Origin of the sequence: Tractidigestivibacter montrealensis, assembly GCF_024741235.1 — a bacterium.
Taxonomy (GTDB): domain Bacteria; phylum Actinomycetota; class Coriobacteriia; order Coriobacteriales; family Atopobiaceae; genus Tractidigestivibacter; species Tractidigestivibacter montrealensis.
In genome coordinates, this window is record NZ_JANSKA010000008.1 from 69,538 (window position 1) to 76,208 (window position 6,671).

1 protein-coding gene and 3 rRNA genes are annotated in these 6,671 nt (G+C 64.1%); all 4 read left to right on the forward strand.

All coding sequences use genetic code 11. From position 1 onward, the window contains the following. Window positions 1-159 precede the first annotated feature (159 nt). The 4 genes from NVS32_RS10270 (at window position 160) to rrf (ending at window position 6,662) form a co-directional block, all read left to right on the forward strand. A complete protein-coding gene (locus tag NVS32_RS10270; RefSeq protein WP_258499729.1) occupies window positions 160-1,014 on the forward strand; it encodes a hypothetical protein in 855 nt (284 codons plus the stop codon). 735 nt (window positions 1,015-1,749) lie between these two features. Further along, window positions 1,750-3,264, forward strand: a 16S ribosomal RNA gene (locus NVS32_RS10275). A gap of 239 nt (window positions 3,265-3,503) precedes the next feature. Next, a 23S ribosomal RNA gene (locus NVS32_RS10280) occupies window positions 3,504-6,442 on the forward strand. A gap of 104 nt (window positions 6,443-6,546) precedes the next feature. Continuing rightward, window positions 6,547-6,662, forward strand: a 5S ribosomal RNA gene (gene rrf / locus NVS32_RS10285). Together the 16S, 23S and 5S rRNA genes form the textbook arrangement of a ribosomal RNA operon. The last annotated feature ends 9 nt before the right edge of the window (window positions 6,663-6,671 follow it).

Consider the following 6,671-nt stretch of genomic DNA (forward strand, 5'->3'; position numbering starts at 1 on the left):
TGGTCAATTTGCGTAGGCCAACAATTTCGTGAAAATGCGGCTTGCGTTGCCGCAATAATGGATTGCTTCTAAAGGAAAAGGTGTGGCAATTCCCAGCCTACGGGCACGGACTTAAGGGGCTACGGCCCTCACATCACGCAAGACAGGAGAAATTAGTACATGGCCACAAGAGCAGAGATCATGGAGAAGCTCGGCGAGGTCCAGCACATGCTGAACATTGCTCGCCACAACCGCAAGGAGCAGGAGGAGGCCACCGACGCCAACGTCGCGCGCGTGCTTGCACTCCTGCGTCTCAAGAGCGAGATTTCCGTCGAGGAGATGTCGACCGTCCTCGGCATTGGTGCAGATGCACTCGGAACCACGCTTGGAAACATGGCTAACGATGACCTCGTCGTTGTTACCAAGGACGAGGATGGCAATGTCCAGTCCGTCACCCTTGGCGAGAAGGGCCAGGAGGAGCAGCCCAAGCCGCGCGACCTTCAGAACGTTGCGCTCGACGGCTTCACGGACGACGAGGTAGATGTGCTCGCCTCGTTCCTCGACCGCATCGAGGCTGGCGTTGCGACGGAGATCGGCGAGGACTGGAAGGAGCGCGAGCAGGAGCGCCTTGCCAAGAAGCGCGATGATCGTGATGACCGCAAGCCCTTCGACCGCGGTGATCGTGACGACCGCGGTGGTCGCGGCGACTTCCATGGCGGGAACGACCGCGGTGGGTACCGTGGTGGCAACGACCGCGGCGGCTATCGCGGCGGCAACGACCGCGGCGGCTATCGCGGCGGCAACGACCGCGGCGGGTATCGCGGCGGCAACGACCGCGGCGGGTATCGCGGCGGCAACGACCGCGGCGGGTATCGCGGCGGCAACGACCGCGGCGGCTATCGCGGCGGCAACGACCGCGGCGGCTATAGCGGCGGCAACGACCGCGGCGGGTACCGTGGCGGGAATGACCGTGGCGGGTATCGCGGCGGCAACGACCGCGGCGGCTACGGCCGCAGCTTCCGCAACGAGGACTAGTTACTTCTCGCAGGCGCTTCGCACTATATAGGTATGAAAGAAGGGGGCAACGGGTTTTCCGCTGCCCCCTTTCTCTATGTAAGGTATGCCGTTGGGGCGTTGTCGCGGATATCGAACGGTTGGATGCCGTTAAACGGTGGGTACGGGCGGCATGTACGGGCGGCATTAGAGAAGCACCGCAGATTCCGAACGGTTAAGCCCCTCTAAACGTTCGGAAAAATACCAACCGGTGAGATCGCACGCCAATGAGCGAGAGAGAGACCAGCCGGTATGTCGCGGGAGGGCGCCATGTGATCGCGAGTGTCGCCAAAGAGGAACCTCTGCTGACGGTTGCCCCTCCAAGAGGAGGCTCATGCGTACGAGAGGGGAGTTCCCAAAGCCAGGAACTGGCGACCCAATGTGCGAGAAACATATTACCCAGACCCGTAACCTGCGATAGCAGTCCACTTATGTAGGAAACATGGAGGAAACAAACGAGACTTCCCAGGCGGGTGTAAGGCGCGTATATTACTTCCCCGCGCGGCGCACGCCCCACCCGGACGGACGCCGCGGGGCACCCTGAGAACCGGATACCGTGTCCGAGAGATCGGACGACGAAGGACAGACTAGCGATGCTCGAATGCCGTGCGAGAGCACGGCGCCGAGTCGATTCCAGTGAAGTCCGAGATCAGCGTGGTCTTGGAGTGGGACCCGGACGTCCATTTGGAGACGTGACGCCGCAGCGATGCGGCGCTCCGAACGGAGAGTTCGATCCTGGCTCAGGATGAACGCTGGCGGCGCGCCTAACACATGCAAGTCGAACGGCCGGACCCACCTCGGTGGGCGAGGCAGTGGCGAACGGCTGAGTAACACGTGGGCAACCTGCCCCCCTCCCCGGGACAGCCTCGGGAAACCGTGGGTAATACCGGATGTGCCGCCCCCTCCGCATGGGAGGGGCGGGAAAGCTCCGGCGGGGGGGGATGGGCCCGCGGCCTGTTAGCTAGTTGGCGGGGCAACGGCCCACCAAGGCGACTATGGGTAGCTGGGTTGAGAGACCGACCAGCCAGATTGGGACTGAGACACGGCCCAGACTCCTACGGGAGGCAGCAGTGGGGAATCTTGCGCAATGGGCGGAAGCCTGACGCAGCGACGCCGCGTGCGGGAGGAAGGCCCTCGGGTCGTAAACCGCTTTCAGCAGGGAAGAGGCCGCAAGGTGACGGTACCTGCAGAAGAAGCCCCGGCTAACTACGTGCCAGCAGCCGCGGTAATACGTAGGGGGCGAGCGTTATCCGGATTCATTGGGCGTAAAGCGCTCGTAGGCGGCCTGCTAGGTCGGGAGTCAAATGCGGGGGCCCAACCCCCGGCCGCTCCCGATACCGGCGGGCTTGAGTTTGGCAGGGGAAGGCGGAATTCCCGGTGTAGCGGTGGAATGCGCAGATATCGGGAAGAACACCGGTGGCGAAGGCGGCCTTCTGGGCCACAACTGACGCTGAGGAGCGAAAGCTGGGGGAGCGAACAGGATTAGATACCCTGGTAGTCCCAGCCGTAAACGATGGACACTAGGTGTGGGGGGGACGCCCCTCCGTGCCGCAGCCAACGCATTAAGTGTCCCGCCTGGGGAGTACGGCCGCAAGGCTAAAACTCAAAGGAATTGACGGGGGCCCGCACAAGCAGCGGAGCATGTGGCTTAATTCGAAGCAACGCGAAGAACCTTACCAGGGCTTGACATCTTGGTGAAGCGGCGGAGACGCCGTGGCCGAGAGGAGCCAAGACAGGTGGTGCATGGCTGTCGTCAGCTCGTGTCGTGAGATGTTGGGTTAAGTCCCGCAACGAGCGCAACCCCCGTCGCATGTTGCCAGCGGTCCGGCCGGGCACCCATGCGAGACCGCCGGCGTCAAGCCGGAGGAGGGCGGGGACGACGTCAAGTCATCATGCCCCTTATGCCCTGGGCTGCACACGTGCTACAATGGCCGGCACAGCGGGCTGCCAGGCGGCGACGCCGAGCGAATCCCCAAAGCCGGCCCCAGTTCGGACCGGGGGCTGCAACCCGCCCCCGCGAAGTCGGAGTTGCTAGTAATCGCGGATCAGCACGCCGCGGTGAATGCGTTCCCGGGCCTTGTACACACCGCCCGTCACACCACCCGAGTCGACTGCACCCGAAGTCGCCGGCCCAACCAGCAATGGGGGGAGGCGCCGAAGGTGTGGCTGGTAAGGGGGGTGAAGTCGTAACAAGGTAGCCGTACCGGAAGGTGCGGCTGGATCACCTCCTTTCTAGGGAGAAACCCGAAGAGAGACAAGACATCATTTCAGACGGACGGGTCCCGTCACGGACCACGCTCGCTGGTCGTCCACTTCGTCGCGCCGCGAGGCGCACGGCGTCCGGTCCCCGGGGCCAGCCCCCGCCGCACCCTGAGAGCCGCATAGCGTGACGCAAACGAAGATTCTCCAATTAGTGGATCGCATCATGCACGAATAGATACGTGAGAGAGAAGGGCGCCGGCGATGCCGGCGCGAAGGATACCAAGGGCACACGGTGGATGCCTTGGCACAGGAAGCCGACGAAGGACGCGACAAGCCGCGATAGTCCACGGCCAGGGGCACATGCCCGCACGAGCCGTGGGTCTCCGAATGGGAGAACCCGCCGGGACTTGAGGCCCGGCGCCCGCCCGCAGAACACATACGCGGGCGGGGGGCAACCGGGGGAACTGAAACATCTAAGTACCCCGAGGAAGAGAAATCAAACGAGATTCCCCGAGTAGTGGCGAGCGAAAGGGGACCTAGGCCAAACCGGCGCGCTGGCGACAGCCGCCGGGGTTGTGGGGCCTACCACATGGCAGTAAGAAAGGCGCGAGGCAGCGGAACGGCCTGGGAGGGCCGGCGAGACAGGGTCACAGCCCCGTACGCGAAGCCCCGCGCCCTGCCGGTGGGCACCCGAGTACCGCCGGACACGTGAAACCCGGTGGGAAGCAGGGGGGACCACCCTCCAAGCCTGAACACTCTCCTGTGACCGATAGTGGACCAGTACCGTGAGGGAAAGGTGAAAAGCACCCCGGGAGGGGAGTGAAACAGCACCTGAAACCGCGTGCCCACAAGCAGTCGGAGCAGCCCTCGTGGCTGTGACGGCGTGCCTTTTGTAGAATGAGCCAGCGAGTTGCGGTGCGCGGCGAGGTTTAGCCGCGAAGCGAGCCGTAGCGAGAGCGAGTCCGAACAGGGCGAGCAGTCGCGCGCCGCAGACGCGAAGCCGGGTGAGCTATCCACGGGCAGGCTGAAGCGGGGGTAAGACCCCGTGGAGGGCCGAACCCACCTAGGTTGAAAACTGGGGGGATGACCCGCGGATAGGGGTGAAAGGCCTATCAAACCCGGAGATATCTCGTTCTCCCCGAAATAGCTTTAGGGCTAGCCTCGGGCGCTTACCCTGGGGGGTAGAGCACCGGATGGCCGCGGGGGCCTCACCGCCTACCAAAGCCAACCGAACTCCGAATACCCAGGGCCCGGAGCCCGGGAGTCAGAACATGTGGGCTAAGCTGTGTGTTCGAGAGGGAAACAGCCCAGACCGCCCGCCAAGGCCCCCAAGTCCGTGCCGAGTGGCAAAGGATGTGCGTCTGCCCAGACAACCAGGATGTTGGCTCAGAAGCAGCCACCCATTCAAAGAGTGCGTAACAGCTCACTGGTCGAGTGGACATGCGCCGACAATATACGGGGCTAAGCACGGCGCCGAAGCGGCGGACCGGACCCAGTCCGGTGGTAGGGGAGCTTCCCGTCAGGGGCGAAGCCGGGGGACGACCCCCGGTGGACCTGCCGGGAGTGAGGATGCTGGCATGAGTAGCGAGAGCGGCGTGACGAAACGCCGCCGCCGTGAACCCAAGGTTTCCTGGGCAAGGCTAATCCTCCCAGGGTCAGTCGGGGGCTAAGGCGAGGCCGGAAGGCGTAGCCGACGCATGGCAGGTCGACATTCCTGCACCCCCGTGGTGGCGCTACGACCGATGGGGCGACGGAGGAGGGTAGCTCGGCGGGGTTCTGGACGTCCCCGCGATGGCGCGTAGGGCGGCACCTTGCGAAGCGCGGGTGCCACGTGCCCGAGGCGCCGGACGAAGCGACTTGAGCGAAGCGAGTGAGCCCATGCTCCCGAGAAAAACCCCTAGGCAGCCGCCCGGGGCCCGTACCGCAAACCGACACAGGTGGGTGGGTAGAGTATACCAAGGCGATCGGGAGAACCATGGTTAAGGAACTCGGCAAAATCACCCCGTAACTTCGGGAGAAGGGGTGCCGCCTCGGGTGATGGGACCCAGCTCCCGGAGCCCCGGGCGGCCGCAGCGAATAGGTCCAAGCGACTGTTTACCAAAAACACAGGACTCTGCTGAAGCCGTAAGGCGACGTATAGGGTCTGACGCCTGCCCGGTGCCGGAAGGTCACGAGGAGCCGTCAGCTTCGGCGAAGCGGCGAATCCAAGCCCCGGTAAACGGCGGCCGTAACTATAACGGTCCTAAGGTAGCGAAATTCCTTGTCGGGTAAGTTCCGACCTGCACGAAAGGCGTAACGACTTGGACGCTGTCTCAACCATGGCCCCGGCGAAATTGCACTAGTCGTGAAGATGCGACTTACCCGCAGAAGGACGGAAAGACCCCGTGAACCTTTACTGCAGCTTGGCATTGGCCGCCGGTCCGTCGCGTAGAGGATAGGTGGGAGACCGTGAACCCGGGACGCCAGTCCCGGGGGAGTCGCCCTTGGAATACCACCCCCGACGAACTGGCGTCCTAACCCGCGGCCGTGACCCGGCGCGGGGACCGTGCCAGGTGGGTAGTTTGACTGGGGCGGTCGCCTCCCAAAGAGTAACGGAGGCGCGCGAAGGTCTGCTCTGGGCGGTCGGCAACCGCCCGTCTGAGTGCAAGAGCATAAGCAGGCCTGACTGCGAGACGTACAGGTCGAGCAGGTGGGAAACCAGGCTCTAGTGATCCGGCGGCCCGGCGTGGAACGGCCGTCGCTCAACGGATAAAAGGTACTCCGGGGATAACAGGCTGATCTTCCCCAAGAGTCCACATCGACGGGAAGGTTTGGCACCTCGATGTCGGCTCATCGCATCCTGGGGCTGGAGCAGGTCCCAAGGGTATGGCTGTTCGCCATTCAAAGCGGTACGCGAGCTGGGTTCAGAACGTCGTGAGACAGTTCGGTCCCTATCCTCTGTGGGCGTAGGAGATCTGAGGGAGGCTGCCCCTAGTACGAGAGGACCGGGGTGGACGGACCTCCGGTGCACGGGTTGTTCACCAAGAGCACTGCCCGGTAGCTGAGTCCGGTCGGGATAACCGCTGAAGGCATCTAAGCGGGAAGCCCGTCCCGAGATGAGATCTCCCTTCGGTAAGGCCACTCGTAGACCACGAGTTCGATAGGCCGCAGGTGCAAGGCGGGCGACCGCCTCAGCCGAGCGGCACTAATCGGCCGAGCTCCTCCGCATGCCCTTCCCATGGGCGGTCCCGGGGGACTCGACGCTTGCGCGCGCTGTGCGGCCCCCAGGGCACGGTGGAAGGCGGCACCCCGGAGGCAGAACGCCACCAGACGGCCAGCGGCCATGGCAGGGGAGGCACACCCGGTCCCATCCCGAACCCGGAAGTTAAGCCCCCGAGCGCCGATTGTACTGCGGGTAGAGCCCGTGGGAGACCAGGACGCCGCTGGCCGACTGGGGG

Bases quoted from the DNA above. Each gene is read 5' to 3' on its own strand.
- NVS32_RS10270 (WP_258499729.1), top strand. From the start codon at position 160: ATGGCCACAAGAGCAGAGATCATGGAGAAGCTCGGCGAGGTCCAGCAC.